At 66.8% G+C, this 16534-nt stretch carries 20 protein-coding genes; 7 read left to right on the top strand and 13 right to left on the bottom strand.

Going from position 1 to position 16534, the window contains the following annotated elements:
• Positions 1–21: 21 nt before the first annotated feature.
• The 3 genes from smc to A8950_RS11335 all read right to left on the bottom strand — a co-directional run bounded on the left by smc (position 22) and on the right by A8950_RS11335 (position 4895).
• Positions 22–3486 carry a chromosome segregation protein SMC gene (smc, locus tag A8950_RS11325; RefSeq protein ID WP_133613745.1) on the bottom strand — a complete coding sequence of 1155 codons (3465 nt, stop codon included), beginning with the start codon at positions 3484–3486 and terminating at the stop codon, positions 22–24.
• 16 nt (positions 3487–3502) lie between these two features.
• Positions 3503–4171: a DsbA family protein gene (locus tag A8950_RS11330; RefSeq protein WP_133613746.1), complete on the bottom strand. Its 669-nt coding sequence runs from the start codon at positions 4169–4171 to the stop codon at positions 3503–3505.
• A gap of 199 nt (positions 4172–4370) precedes the next feature.
• On the bottom strand, positions 4371–4895 hold the full coding sequence (locus A8950_RS11335) for a DUF721 domain-containing protein (protein WP_243735618.1): 525 nt from the start codon (positions 4893–4895) through the stop codon (positions 4371–4373).
• A gap of 74 nt (positions 4896–4969) precedes the next feature.
• Here A8950_RS11335 and mutY point away from each other — a divergent pair, with 74 nt between their 5' ends.
• Positions 4970–6052: an A/G-specific adenine glycosylase gene (gene mutY / locus A8950_RS11340; protein ID WP_133613748.1), complete on the top strand. Its 1083-nt coding sequence runs from the start codon at positions 4970–4972 to the stop codon at positions 6050–6052.
• Positions 6053–6063: 11 nt separating this feature from the next.
• On the opposite strand, the gene A8950_RS11345 is transcribed toward mutY, so the two are convergent.
• The 9 genes from A8950_RS11345 to A8950_RS11385 form a co-directional block, all read right to left on the bottom strand.
• Positions 6064–6567: a c-type cytochrome gene (locus A8950_RS11345; protein WP_166645124.1), complete on the bottom strand. Its 504-nt coding sequence runs from the start codon at positions 6565–6567 to the stop codon at positions 6064–6066.
• A 65-nt stretch (positions 6568–6632) separates the two neighbouring features.
• A complete protein-coding gene (locus tag A8950_RS11350; protein WP_133613870.1) occupies positions 6633–7151 on the bottom strand; it encodes a copper chaperone PCu(A)C in 519 nt (172 codons plus the stop codon).
• A gap of 5 nt (positions 7152–7156) precedes the next feature.
• On the bottom strand, positions 7157–7741 hold the full coding sequence (locus A8950_RS11355; protein WP_133613750.1) for an SCO family protein: 585 nt from the start codon (positions 7739–7741) through the stop codon (positions 7157–7159).
• Between the two features lie 63 nt (positions 7742–7804).
• Entirely contained in the window at positions 7805–8203 is a 399-nt protein-coding gene (locus A8950_RS11360) for a DUF2946 family protein (RefSeq protein ID WP_133613751.1), read from the bottom strand.
• A 63-nt stretch (positions 8204–8266) separates the two neighbouring features.
• Positions 8267–8803: a chloramphenicol phosphotransferase CPT family protein gene (locus A8950_RS11365; RefSeq protein ID WP_243735610.1), complete on the bottom strand. Its 537-nt coding sequence runs from the start codon at positions 8801–8803 to the stop codon at positions 8267–8269.
• Positions 8804–8942: 139 nt separating this feature from the next.
• Positions 8943–9521, bottom strand: a complete 579-nt coding sequence (gene rplI / locus A8950_RS11370) for a 50S ribosomal protein L9 (RefSeq protein ID WP_133613753.1) — start codon at positions 9519–9521, stop codon at positions 8943–8945.
• A 13-nt stretch (positions 9522–9534) separates the two neighbouring features.
• Entirely contained in the window at positions 9535–9840 is a 306-nt protein-coding gene (rpsR, locus tag A8950_RS11375; RefSeq protein ID WP_166645125.1) for a 30S ribosomal protein S18, read from the bottom strand.
• Positions 9837–10340, bottom strand: a complete 504-nt coding sequence (gene rpsF, locus A8950_RS11380; protein ID WP_133613754.1) for a 30S ribosomal protein S6 — start codon at positions 10338–10340, stop codon at positions 9837–9839. The genes rpsR and rpsF overlap by 4 nt, the downstream gene beginning before the upstream one ends.
• Before the next feature lie 233 nt (positions 10341–10573).
• Positions 10574–10918 (bottom strand): GFA family protein, encoded by a 345-nt coding sequence (locus tag A8950_RS11385; RefSeq protein ID WP_133613755.1) that lies wholly within the window; start codon positions 10916–10918, stop codon positions 10574–10576.
• Between the two features lie 126 nt (positions 10919–11044).
• Here A8950_RS11385 and fabD point away from each other — a divergent pair, with 126 nt between their 5' ends.
• From fabD to A8950_RS11415, 6 genes are all read left to right on the top strand, one after another.
• Complete coding sequence (fabD, locus tag A8950_RS11390) at positions 11045–11992, top strand: ACP S-malonyltransferase (RefSeq protein ID WP_133613756.1); 948 nt, start codon at positions 11045–11047, stop codon at positions 11990–11992.
• Positions 11993–12004: 12 nt separating this feature from the next.
• Positions 12005–12742, top strand: coding sequence for a 3-oxoacyl-[acyl-carrier-protein] reductase (gene fabG, locus A8950_RS11395; protein WP_133613757.1), 738 nt, complete (start codon positions 12005–12007; stop codon positions 12740–12742).
• 225 nt (positions 12743–12967) lie between these two features.
• Positions 12968–13204, top strand: coding sequence for an acyl carrier protein (locus A8950_RS11400; protein WP_133613758.1), 237 nt, complete (start codon positions 12968–12970; stop codon positions 13202–13204).
• Positions 13205–13369: 165 nt separating this feature from the next.
• On the top strand, positions 13370–14632 hold the full coding sequence (fabF, locus tag A8950_RS11405) for a beta-ketoacyl-ACP synthase II (RefSeq protein ID WP_133613759.1): 1263 nt from the start codon (positions 13370–13372) through the stop codon (positions 14630–14632).
• Positions 14633–14666: 34 nt separating this feature from the next.
• Positions 14667–15668, top strand: coding sequence for an endolytic transglycosylase MltG (gene mltG / locus A8950_RS11410; RefSeq protein WP_133613760.1), 1002 nt, complete (start codon positions 14667–14669; stop codon positions 15666–15668).
• Complete coding sequence (locus A8950_RS11415) at positions 15665–16117, top strand: hypothetical protein (RefSeq protein ID WP_133613761.1); 453 nt, start codon at positions 15665–15667, stop codon at positions 16115–16117. Before mltG ends, A8950_RS11415 begins: the two co-directional genes overlap by 4 nt.
• A gap of 36 nt (positions 16118–16153) precedes the next feature.
• On the opposite strand, the gene A8950_RS11420 is transcribed toward A8950_RS11415, so the two are convergent.
• Complete coding sequence (locus A8950_RS11420; RefSeq protein WP_133613762.1) at positions 16154–16354, bottom strand: YdcH family protein; 201 nt, start codon at positions 16352–16354, stop codon at positions 16154–16156.
• Positions 16355–16534: the final 180 nt, after the last annotated feature.

Here is a 16534-nt window from a genome sequence, read left to right on the forward strand (position 1 = left end):
CCATGACCGAAAGGACGCCTCTTACGACGCTGCTTTCAACTCGCCCACTTCCTGGAGATCGACCGAGACCAGCTGCGAGACGCCGCGCTCGGCCATGGTGACGCCGTAGAGGCGGTCCATGCGCGCCATGGTCAGGCGATGGTGGGTGATGACCAGGAAGCGCGTGCCGGAGGATTGCGCCAGTTCCTGCACCAGGTTGCAGAAGCGCTCGACATTGGCGTCATCCAGCGGCGCATCGACCTCGTCGAGGACGCAGATCGGCGCCGGGTTGACCAGGAACACCGCGAAGAGGAGGGCAAGCGCGGTGAGCGCCTGCTCGCCGCCCGAGAGCAGCGAGAGGACCTGCAGCTTCTTGCCCGGCGGGCTCGCGAAGATCTCGAGGCCGGCATCGAGCGGATCCTCGGCCTCGGTCAATTGCAGATGCGCCTTGCCGCCGCCGAAAAGCCGCGTGAAGAGCGAGGTGAAATGCCCGTTGACCAGTTCGAAGGCGGCCAGCAATCGTTCACGCCCCTCGCGATTGAGGCTGGCGATGCCCTGGCGCAGGCGCGAGACCGCGTTGATGAGGTCCGAGCGCTCGGCCTGCATCCCGGCCAGCTGCTGGTCGAGTTCGTTCGACTCGGTCTCGGCTCGCAGGTTGACCGGGCCGATATTCTCCCGCTCGCGCATCAGCTTGTGGAGCCGCTGCTCAGTTTCCTCGCGGCCCGGCAGCGCTTCCGAGGGATCGAGGTCGGCCAAGGTCAGCACTTCGTCCGGCGAGCATTCCAGCTTTTCCCGGATGCGCTCGGCCAGGGTATCGGCAGCCTCCTTCGCCTGGGCGATGGCGGCTTCGGCACGGACGCGATTCTCGCGCGCCTCGACCAGCTTCGATTCCTCGCCCTTGAGGCCGCGATCGGCTTCGGTGAGGGCCGTCTCCGCGGCGGCGAGGGCATCGGCCGCGTCGCGGCGCCTGGCCTCTGACGCCTCCAGCAGGTCCATGAGGTCGCGGCGCTGCTGCGCGATCTCCTCGGGGAGTGCGGCAAGGCGCTCGATCTCGGCCGCCAGGTGTTCGCGGCGTTCGACGAGATCGTCCAGATGGGCGCGGGCCTGTGCGGCACGGCTTTCCCAGGAACGCAATTCGTCGGCGATGGCGAGGAGGCGGCTCTGGCGCTGCTGCGCCTCGCGCTGCAGCCGGTCGAGGGCCGAGCGCGCCTCGACCAGGCGCGTCCGCCGCTCGGCCACTTCCGGGCGCAATTCGTTGATCTGCTGGCGGGCCGCTTCCAGGTCGGGCAGTTCCGCGCGCTCGCCGGCAATCTGCTCCAGGGTGGCTTCCAGTTCCGCGATATCGCCCGCGACCGCTTCCGCCTGCTCGGCGATGGCGGCGAGGCGCGATTGCATCTGTGTCGCCTTCTGTTCGGCACGGGCCGCATGGTCGCGCGCCTGGCGGGCGGCGTTATAGGCGTTCTGCAGGGTCTGCCGCTGGTTGCGCTCGCGGTCGATCAGGCCCTGGGCCTCGTCGCGGGCATTGCCGAACAGGGCTTCGACCTCGGCCAGTTCCGCTTCGGCCGTCGCCAGGGCGCCGTCCAATTCCCGCAGGCGATTGCGCTGCTTCAGCCGGGTGGCGGCGGCGGTCTCGGTGCCGGCGGCGATGGTGAAGCCGTCCCAGCGCCACATGGCCCCGTCCTGCGAGACCAGGCGCTGACCCTGGCGGAGTTGCGGCGCCAGCGCCCGACAGGTGGCCTCGTCGGCGACCACGCCAATCTGGTTCAGGCGGCGCAGCAAGGCGGCCGAGCCAGTGACGAATTGCGCCAGTGCCGGCACGCCGCCGGGGAGGCCCGGGGCGTCGGCGAGTACCTCGCCCTCGCGCCAATGGGTCGGGGCGCCGAGATCGGTCGAGGCCTGCAGGTCGTCGCCCAATGCTGCCGCGATGGCGGTCTCGTAGCCGGGCGCCACGGTCAGGCTGTCGATCAGGGGCGGCCACATATCCTCGTCGGACGAGGCAAAGATGGCCGAGAGCGCGTCGGCCTCGGCCTTCAGCCGCGCTCTTGCATCTTGCGCCTGCTGCAGCCGGGTGCGGGCCTGCGTTTCGGCCTCGCTTGCGCTGGCGCGGGCCGCCTCGATCTCGTGGAGTGCCGCCTGGGCTTCCTCCAGCGCGGCCTCGGCTTCCGCCACGGCGGCGCGGGCAGCCTGCGTCTCGGCATCGTTCTCGATCTCGGAAGTGAGGCGCTGGCGCTCGGCATCGACTTCCTGGGCGCGGCTACCCAGGCGCTGGCGGCGCTGCTGCAATTCGTCCAGACGGCGCACCAGGCTCTGGGCGCGGGCTTCGGCCGCCGCGAAATCCTGCGTGAGGCGCGCCAGTTCCGCCTCGCTCTCGTCTACCTCGCCTTGCGCCGCTTCCACCCGGCGCTGGGTTTCCTCGCCGATGGCAGCTTCCTCGGCCGCGGTCTCCTCGATCGCGCCGCGCTCCTGCGCCAGGCGCTCGACGGCGGCGGCGGCATCGGCGGTGAAGGCGCTCTCGCGGCTCTGGTCGGCCTCGTTCTCGCGCAACTGCCGCTCGGCATCGTTGCGGGCCTGGGTGATGCGCTCCTCTTCCTTGTCGAGGGCGCCCCTGGCAATCGTCAGGCGCTGCAATTCGGCGGCCGCCTCGGCCTCGGCCTGGCGCAGGCCGGGCAGGATCGTCGCCGCCTCGGTCTGCCGCGTGGCGGCAATGGCGGCGGCGGAGGTGAGCGAGACCACCTGCGTCTCGGCCGCCATCAAGGTCTGTTCGGCATAATCCAGGCGCTGCCTGGCATCCTGCCATTGCAGGTGGAACAGGATCGCCTCGGCGCGGCGGATATGGTCCTGCAGGTTGCGATAGCGCGAGGCCTGACGCGCCTGCTTCTTGAGGGCCGCCAGCTGGCTTTCCAGCGTGATGATGACGTCGTCGAGACGGGCCAGATTGGCTTCCGCCGCTTTGAGGCGCAATTCCGCCTCGTGGCGGCGCGAATGCAGGCCGGTAATGCCGGCGGCCTCCTCCAGCAGCGAGCGCCGGTCGGTCGGCTTGGCGTTCACGATGGCCCCGACGCGGCCCTGGCTGACCAGTGCCGTCGAATGCGCGCCGGCCGAAATGTCGGCGAACAGCAGCTGCACGTCGCGGGCGCGGGATTCCCGGCCGTTGACCTTGTAGGTCGAGCCCTCGCCGCGATCGATCCGACGCGAGATTTCGATGTCGTCGCTGTCGTTGAACATGGCCGGGACGCGGCGGTCGGAATTGTCCAGCGAGAGCACGACTTCGGCGACATTGCGCGCGGGCCGGTTGCCGGTGCCGCCGAAGATGACGTCGTCCATCTCGCCGCCGCGCATGCGCTTGGCCGAGGTCTCGCCCATCACCCAGCGCAGTGCCTCGACCAGGTTCGACTTGCCGCAGCCATTGGGGCCGACAATGCCGGTCATGCCCGCATGGATGGTGAGTTCGGTCGGCTCGACGAAGGATTTGAAGCCGGTCAGGCGAAGCTTATTGAACTGGACCACGGCGCGCCTTCCCCGCCTACTTTGCCGCGAGTTCGTCGAAGATCTTGGCGAAATCCTCGTAGGAGCGCCCGCCGCCGACGACGATGCCGTTGATCACGAAGGTGGGCGTCGAATCGATCTTGAAGACGGCGCTCGCCTGCTCGACCGATTGCACGATCTTCCGCTTCTTCGCCTCGTCGGCAAGGCATTGCTGGAAATCCTGGCTGTTGATCCCGGCGGCGGCCGCGATGGTCGCCAGCATCATGGTCGAGTTCTCGGTCACCCAGCCGGACTGGGTCTTGAACAGCTGTTCGGTCATGCCCCAATAGGCCATGGGCGAGACGCAGTGGGCGAGAAGCGAGGCCTCGACCGCCGGGCGATTGAGCGGGAAATCGCGCATCACCAGCTTCACCTTGCCGGTATCGATGTAGTTCGTCTTGATCTCCGGCAGGATATTGGCGTGAAAGGCGGCGCAATGCGGGCAGGACAGCGAGGAATATTCGATCATCGTGACGGGGGCGTTGGCGTCGCCCAGCACCATGTCACCTTCCTGCGCCCGGGCCAGCGGATCGTCGATCGGCGCCGGCAGCCCCTCGATCACCACGCCATCTCCGGCACCCGGCCCGAAATTGGTCCAGGCATAAAACCCGCCGACGCCGACGAGGGCCAGCACGACGATGGCGATGACGATATTGCGTGGATTCACGCCGACCTCCGGGTTGCTTCGCTGCGCTCCCGCCCGCGGCAGGCGGTGCGCTTATTTCGCCGCTATTTGGCAGGATTCAGAGGGGTATGCAAGCGACCCCTCGGTGAGAAGAATGTGTCGGTCGGCCGCTTTGGCGATAAGCCTTTGGATTCCGGCGAGTCGCATCCTGTCCAGTGGAAATCGGGCGAAAATCAGTGCGTTAGCCGCGCAGCCGCCGCGCCGCCCCGAGTCGCTGCAGGGCGGCCCGCAACTCGGGATCGCCGACGCCCGAGAGATCCGGCGGTGCCGCACAGGTAAGGGCGGGTGCCGGTCGCCTTCGACCAACCGCGCCCGATCGCCGGTCGCCGATCTCGATGCGGATATCGCTGATGGCGGGATAGCCGAAATAGGTGGCGATCCGCGCCAGGATCTGCGGCTTCAGATGCTGCACCTCCAGGCTGGCGGCGGCGCTGGCGCGCAGGGTGAGGGTGCCGCCCGCGACATTGGCGGGCAGGGCAGGGGAAATGCCCCCGGTCTGGTCCATCGCCGCCTCCTTGCGCGGGCGCTTCAGGCGCAGCTTCACCGGCATGGCGAGGGCAGCAAGTTCCGGCCCGACAATGGCGGGCCACTGGCTGATGAGGTCGGCCTCGGCAAAGCCCCTCTTGCCGAGGGCAAGCCTGGCGAGAGCCGGCACGTTCTGGGCCAGCGCCGCAAGCCGCGCGCGGCGTGGTGCCGGCTCGGCCATCGGCACGGCTTTCGCTGCTGATTTTGCTTTTTCTTCTTTGGTGCCCATGCGGGCAGACTTTAAGGTGCAGCGCCATGCCGCGCAAATCGCCCGCCAAGCCGGAACCCGCCGCCCGCGTACCGGAAAACCTGCCTGATCGCCTGCTTGCCTGGTATGACCGGCATCGCCGCCTGCTACCCTGGCGCGCCGGGCCCGGCGAACGGGCCGATCCCTATCACGTCTGGCTTTCCGAGATCATGCTGCAGCAGACCACCGTGGTGACGGTCGGTCCCTATTTCCGCGATTTCCTGGCCCGCTGGCCGCGCCTAGAGGACCTGGCGGCGGCCCCGCTCGACGATGTGCTGACCGCCTGGGCGGGGCTCGGCTATTACGCCCGCGCGCGCAACCTCAAGAAATGCGCCGAGGTCGTGGCGGCGGAACATGGCGGTGTCTTTCCGGACAGCGAGGAGGACCTGCTGGCGCTCCCCGGCATCGGTCCCTATACCGCGGCCGCCATTGCCGCCATCGCCTTCGACCGCCCGGCCACCATTCTCGATGGCAATGTCGAGCGGGTGATGGCCAGGCTCTACCGGGTTGAAGCGCCCCTGCCGAAGGCGAAGGCGGAACTGCGCGCGCTGGCCCGCCGCCATACCCCCGAATATCGCCCGGGCGATTACGCACAAGGGATCATGGATCTCGGCGCCACCATCTGCACCCCGACCAAGCCGAAATGCGCCCTCTGTCCGCTGACCGCCGATTGCGCGGCACTGAAAGCGGGGGATGCCGAGACCTATCCCCGGAAGGCAGCCAAGGCCGAGCGGCCGCAGCGCTACGGCCTCTGCTTCGCCATGATCGACCGCCAGGGGCGGATCGCCCTCGAGAAGCGGCCGGAGAAGGGTCTGCTCGGCGGCATGATGCAGGTGCCGACCAGCGCCTGGCGCGACACGCCCTTTGCCGATGGCGAGGTGATGCCGCCCGTCGCGGCGAACTGGCGCAAGCTCGACGGCCAGGTCAGCCATGTCTTCACCCATTTCGCGCTGTCGCTGACCGTCCTTGCAGCAACGCGGGTCAAGGCGGACCCGGCCTATCGCTGGGTAGGCGTGGACGAACTGGGTAGGGTGGCGCTGCCCAGCGTCATGCGCAAGGTGGTGGATCACGTCCTCGCCAAGAGTGCCTAGCGCGAAACGCTCTAGCGCAGCAGGTCTCCCGGCCCGACTCCCGGCTCGCAGGCGGGGGGATAGGTCCAGTCCGCGGGAAGGTCGGCCGGCAGCGGCGCGTAGGGATCACCCTTCCGCTGGAAGGCGCGCACACTCTCCGGCCAGTGCGATTTCACATAGGCGAAGACCTGCCAGATCTCGTTGTCGCTGAGCGTCGCGCCGAAGCCGGGCATGGGTGAGAGCGCCGAGCCGTTCTTGGTGTGGAGGAATAGCGACGCGTCGTCATGCATCCAGCTATGCCCGCCGGCATCGAGCGGCGGGGCGGCCCATGCGGCGGCACTCGCCTGGCTGCGCCAGCCGGCGCTCTGCCAGCCAGCCTGGCCCTGCAGGCGTGCGCCATGACACGCGGCGCAGTTGGCTTGATAAAGCTGCGCCCCTGCCCGCACGCCATGCGCCTCGATGGCGCGGTTTGCCAGCTGATAAAGGGCAATGAAAAGGGCGGCGGCGCCAAGTAGCACCGCCGCCCGGATTGTCACCCTGCGGAATGAAGCCGGTTGCCTGGAATGGTCAGTCGCCGCGCCCAATCCGTCTCCCGTTCAAGTCAATGCGAGTGCTCTTCGCCCTCGCCGTTACCTTCGTCATGGCCCTCGTCATCCTGGTCGCCATCGTGGCTGCCCGTGCCGCCGATCGCCTCGACCACGACCTGCAGTTCGACCGGGCCGGCCTTGGCGAAGGTCAGCGTGACCGGGAAGGTATCGCCTTCCTTCAGCGGCTGCTTCAATCCCATGAACATAATGTGGAGGCCGTGCGGCTTCAATTCGACCGTGCCATGGGCCGGGATCTCGATCGGGCCGGCCGGCGCCATCACCATGGTGCCGTTCTCGTCCGACATCCTGTGGATCTCGACCATGGCGGCGATGCCGGCCGCCGCGCCGGTCAGCGTGTCGGCATTGTCGCCGTGGTTTTCGATCCGCACATAGGCGGCACCGGCCTTGGCGCCGGCTGGGGTCGCCCTTGCCCATGCATGATGCAGCAGCAGATCGCCGTGTTTCTGTTCGTGGGCCGCGGCCGGCAGGGCCAGGGCCAGGGTGGCCAGGAGGGCGAGGATGAATTTGCGCATGGTGTTCAAGAACCTTTCTGCATGATTTCCTGCAGCCGGGCGGTCATCTCGTCGACCGGCATGGCGCCGTTCATGACGCCGGCATAGTGGAAGTCGGGATCCATCACGATGATCGCGGTGGAATGGTCCATCAGGTAGTATTCGCCCTCGCCGCTTTTCTTGTAGTAGACGCGAAAGATCCTGGCTGTCTCGGCGACCGCCTCGGGCGAGCCGGTCAGGCCGATGATCCGGGGATCGAAGGATTCGAGATATGCCTTCATCGCCTCCGGCGTGTCGCGTTCTGGATCGATCGAGACGAAGACCGGCTGCACCATGTCCGCCGCCGGCCCCAGCTTCTGCAGCATCAGTGTGAAGGTGTTGAGGGCGGTGGGGCAGGCGTCGGGGCAGAAGGTGAAGCCGAAGAAGAAGACCGAATACTTGCCCTTGAGGGCCGCCTCGGTGACTTCCTGTCCATCGGTCCCGGTCAGCCGGAAGGGCCCGCCGACGGCCAGTGTCTCGGTCATCTTGCGGTCGTTGAGGATGTAGCTGGCGCCGATCCCGGCCGCGGCCACGAGGGCCAGGCCGGAGACCAGCAGGACGCGCCGGTTCATGGGCGGAACTCCTGAATGGTTGGATTGCGGGCGCCAGCGCGCCCGGCAGCAAGCGTTGGCGAATCAGGCCAGCGGCGGCGCGCGCGACGCAAACGGGCTGGCGGCAAGACCCGTGGCCAGGGAAACGGGCGCCGGCAGGTCGGCAGCGATCGACCAGCCAAGGCTGACGGCGAAGGCCAGCGGTGCCGGGCCGATTCCCTTGGCCTGGGCGACCGAGAGGCAGATCGGGCATTTCGTCTGGTGGTGGGCCGGAAGCTTGCCGCCCTCGTCCGTCCCGCCGAAATCAAGGCAGGTGGCGGCGAAGCTGGCGGCTTCCTCTGGCGTCGCCGCGGCGAAATCCATGGCGCCTGCCATGGCGGATGGCGGCAGCACCGGGACCAGGATCTGCAGCACCAACGCGAGCAGCCCCGCCACAAGGGCGAGGGTGCGGCGGCGCGCTGCTGGGAATCCCGATTGCATCATGGCGGCACTCTACCCGCTGGCGCAATGCCGCGGCAAGGCATGGGGACCTGCGGCAAACTGGCCCTAGAGAGCGAACCTCTCGCTGATGATGACGGCCACCGCCTGCGGCGACAGGGCAGCGGTATCGCTCTCGAGGTCATAACGCATGCCGCGATGGACTCGCGGGAATTGCCAGCGGGCAAGGCCCGGCATCCGGTCGGGCCGCAGCCGCTCCCGCGCCTCCAAAACGTCAAGCGGCGCATGCACGCCGACCCAATGCAGGCGGTGGCTGGAAAGCAGGCGCGCATAATCATCGCGCGCCGCCCCGGCGCCCAACAGCACGTCGTCGACGATGAGGTTGTTGCCGGCATCCGCAAGTGCCGCCACAGCCAGCCGCATGCCGGAAAGCAGCCGCTCGCAGACAACACCGGTATGAATGGCAACGGAGGGATGTCCGTCTTCCTGCAGCGTCTCGAAGACCAGGCCGTCGGGATGGTCGAAATATCCGGGCGGCAGCATGTCGAGGAAATCATCCATGGCGACATGCAGGAAGGGCTCGGCCGTGATCCCCTGCAAGGCCCCGGCGATCGAGCTCTTGCCGGCACTGCCGACGCCGTTCAACAGGATGATGATGGACAGGAGGCCCCCCTGAGAATCCGAGGCAGAATTTGATGCGGCGACTATGCGCCATGCAGGCGCAAAAGCAAAACGGCCGCCCTCACCAGGGCGGCCGTTTCGTCACGTCTCTCGGTCGCTGGGCTTAGGCTTCCGCCGCTTCCCCGCTGGTGCCCGAGGCTTCTTCCGCCTCGGCCAGCAGCTTGTCGAGATCCGGGGTCGCGTCCTCGTCGGTCTTGGCGACGAAGCCGCCGGCCTTTTCCTGGATCGCGGCTTCGTCTTCCGACTTGGCCACGTTGGCCGTCACGGTGACGACCACTTCCGGGTGCAGGGCGACGCGCACCGGGTGCAGGCCCAGCGTCTTGATCGGCTTGTCGAGCACCACCTGGCGGCGTTCCACGGTGAAGCCGGCGGCAGTGACGCCCTCGGCGATATCGCGGGTCGAAACCGAGCCGAACAGGATGCCGGTCTCCGACGCCTGGCGGATGAGGACGATCTTCAGACCGTCGACCTTGGCCGAAACCTTCTGCGCCTCTTCCTTGAGCTTCAGGTTGTTGGCCTCGATCTGGGCGCGCTGCGCTTCGAAGCGCTTCTTGTTCTCGTCGGTGGCGCGCAGGGCCTTCTTCTGCGGCAGCAGGAAGTTGCGGGCAAAGCCCGCCTTCACGCTGACGACATCGCCGATATGGCCGAGCTTCTCGACGCGCTGGAGCAGGATGACTTCCATTTTTCCGTCCTCCTTACTTCACCACATAGGGCAGCAGGCCCAGGAAGCGGGCGCGCTTGATCGCCTGGGCGAGCAGACGCTGCTTCTTGGTGCTCACCGCGGTGATGCGGCTCGGCACGATCTTGCCGCGTTCGGAGATGAAGCGGCCAAGCAGCTTCACGTCCTTGTAGTCGATCTTCGGCGCATTCGGGCCCGAGAAGGGGCACGACTTGCGGCGACGGAAGAAGGGACGGCGACCGCCCGCACCACCGCCCGGACGACCGCCCTCGCGGCCACCTTCGCGACCGCCCTCGCGGCCGCCACGTTCAACTTCGCTCATGCCCGCTCTCCTTCACCTTCGGCAGCAACGCGTTCGCCACGGTCGCGATCGCGACCCGGACGCAGGCGATCGTCGCGATCGCCACGGCCACCCTCGCGGTCACCGCGGCCGCCGAAACGGCCACCCTCGCGGCCGCCTTCACGGTCGCCACGGCCACCACGCTCGTCGCGGTCGCGGCCCTTGGACTGCAGCATGGCGCTGGGGCCGGCCTCGAGCTCGTCGACGCGCACGGTCAGGTAGCGCAGCACGTCCTCGTTGAGGCGCATGTTGCGCTCCAGCTCGGCGATGGCGCCGGCCGGGGCATCGATGTTGAAGAGCACGAAATGGCCCTTGCGGTTCTTGTTGATGCGGTAGGTGAGGCCCTTGAGGCCCCAATATTCCTTCTTCAGCACCTGACCGCCCTGGGCGGTGACGATGCCGGTGAAGGCTTCGGCCAAGGCGTCGACCTGCTGGGCAGTGACGTCCTGGCGCGCAATAAAGACGTTCTCGTAGAACGGCATTAAGCAGCTCCCTCTGGCTCTTAGCGGCCCGCCGCTGGTCTGCCGGGGATCGGCAGCGCATCAGCCGAGATGACTGGAAAACCCAATCATTTCACGGGCCTAGCCGATCCCCTCGCACCGTTCGATGACAGTGGCCCGCAAGCAGGACGGAGGGTCGGCAGGGCTATGGACGGGCGGGTTATACACAGGGTGCCCGGGCAAGACAAGGCAAGGCGCGTCTAGGACTATTAGCCTTAGACGCTGCGCCCGTCATAGGGGACGCGGTTCACCGAGGCAAGGTCGACGCCCTCGAGGCAACGGATGTTGACGGCAGCGGTGGCACTGCCATCCGGGCCGGTGCCGAAGCCGAAGGGGGCGCAGCCGCAGGTGGGGCAGAAATGATGGTCGATGACATGCCGGTTGAAGCGATAGGTGGCCAAGGTCGCCTCCGGCGAGGCGAGGCGCAGCTTGTCGCGCGGCACGAAGAACAGCAGATAGCCCTTGCGGCTGCAATGCGAGCAATTGCACTCGATCGCCTGGTCGAAATCGCCGTCCACGGTGAAGCGGATCGCCCCGCAATGGCAGCTTCCCTTGTGCATGGTGTTGCCTCCCCGGAATTGGCGCCAAACCAGGCCAATTCCTAGCCGCTTGACGGGGGGGTGTCACCTGCGCTCTAAGCCCCGCACTCTTCATTCCCCGCACAATTCTTTTCGGGAGGCAAAGGCATGCGCGCATTCGTGTTTCCGGGGCAGGGCTCCCAGGCGGTCGGCATGGGCAAGGCTTTGGCCGAGGCCTTCGCGCCCGCCCGCCTTGTCTTCGAGGAGGTCGACGACGCCCTCGGCCAGAAGCTCAGCCATCTCATGTTCGAGGGGCCTGAAGGCGACCTCACTTTGACCGAGAATGCGCAGCCGGCGCTGATGGCGGTCTCGATGGCCGTACTCCGCGTGCTGGAAGCCGAGGGCGGGTTCAAGATCGCCGACAAGGCGTCCTATGTGGCCGGCCACAGCCTCGGCGAGTATTCGGCCCTGGCCGCCGCCGGCGCCTTCACCCTCGCCGATACCGCGCGCCTTCTGAAACTGCGCGGCCAGGCGATGCAGAAAGCGGTGCCGGTGGGCGAGGGGGCCATGGCGGCCCTCCTCAATTTCGATCTCGCCCGCGCCGAGAAGGTGGCGGCCGCGGCTGCCGCGGAAACCAAACTGGTCTGCGCCGTCGCCAATGACAACGATCCAAGCCAGGTGGTCGTCTCCGGTGCCAAGGCGGCGGTCGAGCGCGCCGGCGCCCTGGCGCTTGAAGCCGGGGCCAAGCGTGCCGTGATGCTGCCCGTCTCCGCCCCCTTCCATTGCCCGCTGATGCAGCCCGCGGCCGATGCCATGGCCGAGGCCCTGGCGAAAACGCAGATCCACATGCCGGTGGTGCCGGTCATCGCCAATGTGACGGCGCAGCCGGTCTCGGACCCCGCCACCATCCGCGATTTGCTGGTGAAGCAGGTAACCGGCACGGTGCGCTGGCGCGAGAGCGTCGAGACCATGAAGAAGCTCAATGTAGACCGGGTCTTTGAACTCGGCGCCGGCAAGGTGCTGAGCGGCCTGGTGAAGCGCATCGACAAGGAAATCGAGGCGCAATCGGTCGGCCAGCCGGCCGATATCGAAGCCGCGCTCAAGATTCTCGTCTAACGGAGGCAATCCATGTTCGATCTTTCCGGCAAGACCGCGCTCGTCACGGGTGCTTCGGGTGGCATCGGCGGCGCCATCGCCCGGGCGCTGCACGGCCAGGGCGCCGTCGTGACATTGTCCGGCACGCGGCGCGAGGCGCTGGATGCGCTGGCGGCCGAGCTCAAGGAGCGGGTCCATGTGGTGACCGCCGATCTCGGCGACGCCGCCTCGACCGAGGCGCTCGCCAAGGACGCGGAAGCCGCCATGGGCCGGCTCGACATCCTGGTCAACAATGCCGGCCTCACGCGCGACAACATCGCCATGCGCATGAAGGACGAGGAATGGCAGAAGGTGATCGACGTCAACCTGACCGCCGGCTTCCGCCTCGCCCGCGCCGCCATGCGCGGCATGATGAAGCGCCGCTTCGGCCGCATCATCGGCATCACCTCGGTGGTCGGCGTCACCGGCAATCCGGGCCAGGCCAATTACGCGGCCGCCAAGGCCGGCATGATTGGTATGACCAAGGCGCTGGCCCAGGAACTGGCCAGCCGCAGCATCACGGTGAATTGCGTGGCGCCCGGTTTCATCGCCACCGCCATGACGGACGCCCTCAACGAGGAGCAGCAGAACCAGTTGCTGCCCCGGATTCCCATGGGCCGCATGGGCACGGCCGGGGAAATCGCGGCGGCGGTGGCCTATCTCGCCAGCGACGAGGCCGCCTACATGACCGGCCAGACACTTCACGTAAATGGCGGTATGGCTATGATTTAATTACATTTTATCACGATCAGGCAGAGCCTGGCCCGGGCTACTGGCCAAATCCCGCCGAGTTGTGATAAGTGACCGCTGAAACATCGCGGCGATTCATCGGAATCCCTGCTGAAACCGGGCGGAAAGCCGGGTTAAGCTCGCGGTTCGGATGCGTTACTTCGGGTACAGAGAGTGCAAGGAACTGCCGACCGTTTCCGGACCGGCGCAAACAAGGGAAAAATCAAGATGAGCGACGTTGCTGAGCGCGTGAAGAAGATCGTCATCGAGCACCTCGGCGTGGAAGAGGCCAAGGTCACGGAAGGTGCCAATTTCATCGACGATCTGGGCGCGGACAGCCTTGATACCGTCGAACTGGTCATGGCGTTCGAAGAGGAATTCGGCTGCGAGATTCCGGACGATGCGGCCGAGAAGATCCTGACCGTCAAGGACGCCATCGACTACATCAAGTCGAAGTCGGCCTGAGCCAGTTGCCTGCCGCCTGCGGCCTGATGGCCGGCCGGCGGCGGCAGCGTTGAAGTTTTGCGCACGGGCCCCACATTCTGGGGCCCGTGCGATTTTTAGGCATGTCGTCGGCACCGCACCGCGCAGCGGCGATATCGAACGGACAGCAAGAGCAGCGAGGTCAGCATGCGTCGCGTCGTCGTCACCGGTATGGGCATCGTCTCACCCTTGGGGGTGGGCGTGGAGCATGTCTGGAAGCGGCTGCTCAAGGCCGAATCCGGCATCAGCGGGATCCAGTCCTTCGACGTTTCCGACCTGCCCTGCAAGATCGGCGGCCAGGTGCCGCTGGGCGACAAGGCCAGCGGCAATTACAACCCGGACGAATACGTGGCGCCGAAGGACCAGCGCAAGATGGAGCCCTTCATCGTCATGGGCATCGCCGCCGCCGACGAGGCGGTGAAGGATTCGGGCTGGCTGCCGACCCACCAGGAATCGCTCGACCGCACCGGGGTCCTCATCGGTTCGGGCATCGGCGGCCTCAACGGCATCTACGACACCTCGCTCATCCTGGCCGAAAAGGGCCCGCGCCGAGTCTCGCCCTTCTTCGTGCCCTCCTGCCTCATCAATCTTGTCTCCGGTCACGTCTCGATCCGCTTCGGCTTCCGCGGCCCCAATCATTCCGTCGTAACGGCCTGCGCAACCGGCAGCCATGCCATCGGCGATGCCGCGCGCCTGATCGCCCTCGATGACGCCGACGTGATGGTGGCGGGTGGCGCCGAGGCCACGATCGGGCGCATCGGCTATGCCGGCTTCTGTGCCGCGCGCGCCATGTCGACCGGCTTCAATGACCGCCCGACCGAGGCCTCGCGCCCTTGGGACAAGGACCGCGACGGCTTTGTCATGGGCGAAGGCGCCGGCATGGTGGTGCTGGAGGAATACGAGCACGCCAAGAAGCGCGGCGCCAAGATCTATGCCGAGGTTGTGGGCTATGGCCTCTCCGGCGACGCCTATCACATCACCGCCCCCTCGGAGGACGGCAATGGCGGCTTCCGCGCCATGACGGCGGCCCTCAAGCGGGCGAAGCTCAACCCCGAGGACATCGACTATATCAATGCCCACGGCACCTCGACGCCGCTTGGCGACGAGATCGAGCTGGGTGCCGTCAAGCGCCTCTTCGGCGAGCATGCCTACAAGCTCACCATGTCCTCGACCAAATCGGCGACCGGGCATCTGCTGGGGGCGGCCGGTGCCGTCGAGGCGATCTTCTCGATCCTCTCGATCCGCGACCAGGTGGCGCCGCCGACGCTCAACCTCACCAATCCGTCGGATGGCTGCGATATCGACCTCGCCCCGAAACAGGCAAAGCAGCGCAAGATCCGTCATGCGCTCTCCAACTCCTTCGGCTTCGGCGGCACCAATGCCAGCGTGATCTTCGCGGCGCCGAACTGAGGCGGCGTCGAGGATTCCCGGGGCGCCCGCCGCCATGTCGCTCTTCCGCAGGCTGGCAAGGCTCGCCGCCGCGCTCGTCCTTCTGGGCGCCCTCGCTGTGGGCGCCGCTGCCTATTGGTTCCAGGCGACTTTCAACGGCAACGGGCCGCTGACGGAGGAAAAGACCCTGGTGATCCCGAAGGGGAGCGGCGTTGCCGCCATCGCCGAGCTGCTGGCGGCGGAAGGCATCATCGCCGAGCCGCTGGTCTTCAAGGCGGGGGTGCGTCTCTACGCCGACAGCCAGCCGCTGCAGGCGGGCGAATTCAGCTTCCCCGCCCATGTCTCGCCGCGTGGCGCCATGCAGGTGCTGATCGAGGGGAAATCGGTGCTGCACCGCATCACTATCGCCGAAGGCCTGACGGTGGCCGAGATCTTCGCCGTGCTGGAGGCGATGCCGCTGCTCGAAGGATCGCTGCCATCCCTGCCGCCGGAAGGCTCGCTCCTGCCCGAGACCTACTTCTTCGTGCGCGGCGACCAGCGCAGCGCCATGGTCGAGCGCATGCAGGCCAACATGCAGGCGAAGCTCGCCGAATTATGGGAGCAGCGCGACCCCGAGTTGAAGACCATCTCGACGCCGGAGGAGGCCGTCATCCTGGCTTCGATCGTCGAAAAGGAGACCGGGGTAAAGGCCGAGCGCGCCCGCGTCGCCGCCGTCTTCCACAACCGCCTGCGGATCGGCATGCCGCTGCAATCCGACCCGACCGCGATCTATGGCATCACCGAAGGCAAGGCGCCGCTGGGCCGCGAGCTGACCACGGCCGATCTCCGCCTCGACAACGACTACAACACCTATGTCATTCCCGGCCTGCCGCCCGGACCAATCGCCAATCCTGGCGTGGCGGCGCTGCACGCGGTCTTGAATCCGATCACCTCCAAGGAACTCTATTTCGTCGCCGACGGTACCGGCGGCCACGCTTTTGCCGAGACGCTGGACGGCCACAACCGCAACGTCGCCAAATGGCGCAAGATCCAGAAGCAACGGAGCCAGTCCGAATGAGCGAAAAGAAAAAAACCGCAGCGGCCGGGCGCCTCGAACCCGTAACCAATGTCGGCAGGCAATGCGCCCTCTATCTGGGCCTCGTCGCTCTGCTGGCCGGTGGCGTTGCCTTTGTGGCACCGCTCGACCGTACGCCGGCCGAGGCAATGGACGACACCGTCATGCCCCTCATCGGCGATTTCATCATGCTGCCGCCGCTTGGCGCGGAGGAGGGGGCGAAGGCCACCATCGCCACCTTCTATGTCACCGGCGACGCGGCCAGGGAGATGTGGGACGCCTTCCCGATGCAGCCGGTCGAGGATGAATGCGTCGGGCGCTGGTCGAAATACGGCAACGGCATGGTCTGCTATGGCGACAATGGCGACGGCAGTCCGGCCGAACCGCCCTATGAATGCACCTTCGGCATCGAGTTGACGACCCAGGTCCTGACCCTCGCGCAGGATTGCTGAGGGCCGGCGTAACCCGTCTGAGGCGGCAATACCGCTCTAGGCAATGATGTCGGGGAGCAGCTTGCTCTCCAGCTTGATCATCTGGTCTTTCAGGGCCAGCTTGCGCTTCTTCAACCGCTGGATCTGCAGCTGGTTGAAAGGCGAGGCCTCTTCCATGGCACGGATCGCCTCGTCCAGGTCGCGATGTTCCGACCGCAATTCCTCCAGCTGCACGCGCAGCTCATTCACGCCGATCATCACGTTGCGACCATCTCCCTTGCTGGCGTGAGCTGATTTTTGAGTGATTGCCGCCAGAGAGCTAATTTTACCGCAAAGCGACCCCGCGCGCCATCAAGCTGCTGTCGCGTATGGCCGTCTCCAGTTGCGTTGCCACCCCCGCTAAACCTCATAACCAAAATGTTCCCATTTTGTTCTTGA

The sequence above is a fragment of the Dongia mobilis genome (genome assembly GCF_004363235.1).
Taxonomy (GTDB): domain Bacteria; phylum Pseudomonadota; class Alphaproteobacteria; order Dongiales; family Dongiaceae; genus Dongia; species Dongia mobilis.